The sequence below is a fragment of the Streptomyces sp. NPDC049915 genome (assembly GCF_040656475.1).
GTDB lineage: Bacteria > Actinomycetota > Actinomycetes > Streptomycetales > Streptomycetaceae > Streptomyces.
Genome location: NZ_JBFAMH010000087.1, coordinates 1 through 1,027 on the forward strand (window position 1 = coordinate 1; position 1,027 = coordinate 1,027).

General features: G+C 68.5%; 1 protein-coding gene. It reads left to right on the forward strand.

Annotation, left to right across the window (positions count from 1 at the left end; genetic code table 11):
- Nucleotides 1-52 precede the first annotated feature (52 nt).
- A partial coding sequence (locus AB0J12_RS39660; protein ID WP_363269668.1) for an IS701 family transposase occupies nucleotides 53-1,027 on the forward strand: 975 nt, incomplete at its 3' end.

Consider the following 1,027-nt stretch of genomic DNA (forward strand, 5'->3'; position numbering starts at 1 on the left):
TAGGACTCCGTTAGGTCTTCTGGTTCGGGTTGTTCCTGGGCACGTTGGATGTGTGGATGCATACGAAGTGAAGCGTGTACGGGCCAGGTTGGCGTTATACGTGGCTGATGTGTTCGCCTCGGTGCCGCGCAAGGACCAGAGGGCCAAGGGCGACTGCTACCTGCGGGGACTGATGCTGGACGGCCGCCGCAAGTCGATCCAGGCCATGGCCGCTCGGCTGCCGGACGGCAACGAGCAGAATCTCCAGCAGTTCGTGAACCAGTCCACCTGGGATCCCGTGCCGGTGCAGCGGCGGATCTGCGAACGCATGCTGCCGCTCATCACCCCGACAGCCTGGGTGATCGACGACGTGTCGGTGCCCAAGGACGGAAGAATGTCGGTCGCCGTGGCCCCCCAGTACTGCGGGGCCCTGGGCAAACGCGCCAACTGCCAGGTCGCGGTCAGTATCCACGCCGCGACCGACATTGCCTCCTGCCCGCTGCAGTGGCGGCTGTTCCTGCCTCAGGAATGGGAAGCGGACAATGACCGCAGGACCGCCACCCGCGTCCCACCAGAGATCACGCACCGCGAGAAATGGCGGCTGGCCGTGGACATGCTCGACACGCTGGCCGACTGGGGCATGAGTCCACCGGTCGTCGTGGCCGACGCCGCCTACGGCACCAACGCACACCTGCGGGCCGCCCTGACGGACCGCGGAATCGACTACGTGCTGGCCGTCCGCGCGGATGTGACCGCCCACCCCTTCGACGCGGAGCCCGAGACGCCGGACCGCAACGGACCCATCGGCTGCTGGCCCCAGCCTCGCTATCGACGGCCCGCACCGTCGCTGGCGGCCCTCGCCACCGGTCTCGAGCCGCAGGCGTTCACCACGGTTACCTGGCGGCAGGGAACGCGCGGGGAGTTACAGTCCCGCTTCGCCGCCGTGCGCGTCCGCCCCGCAGGCAAGGCCGTCGAGCGTCCGATCAAGGCCGCTGCATCGTCCGAGCAGGGCTGGTGGGACGGCGTCCTGCCCGACTGCTGGCTGCTG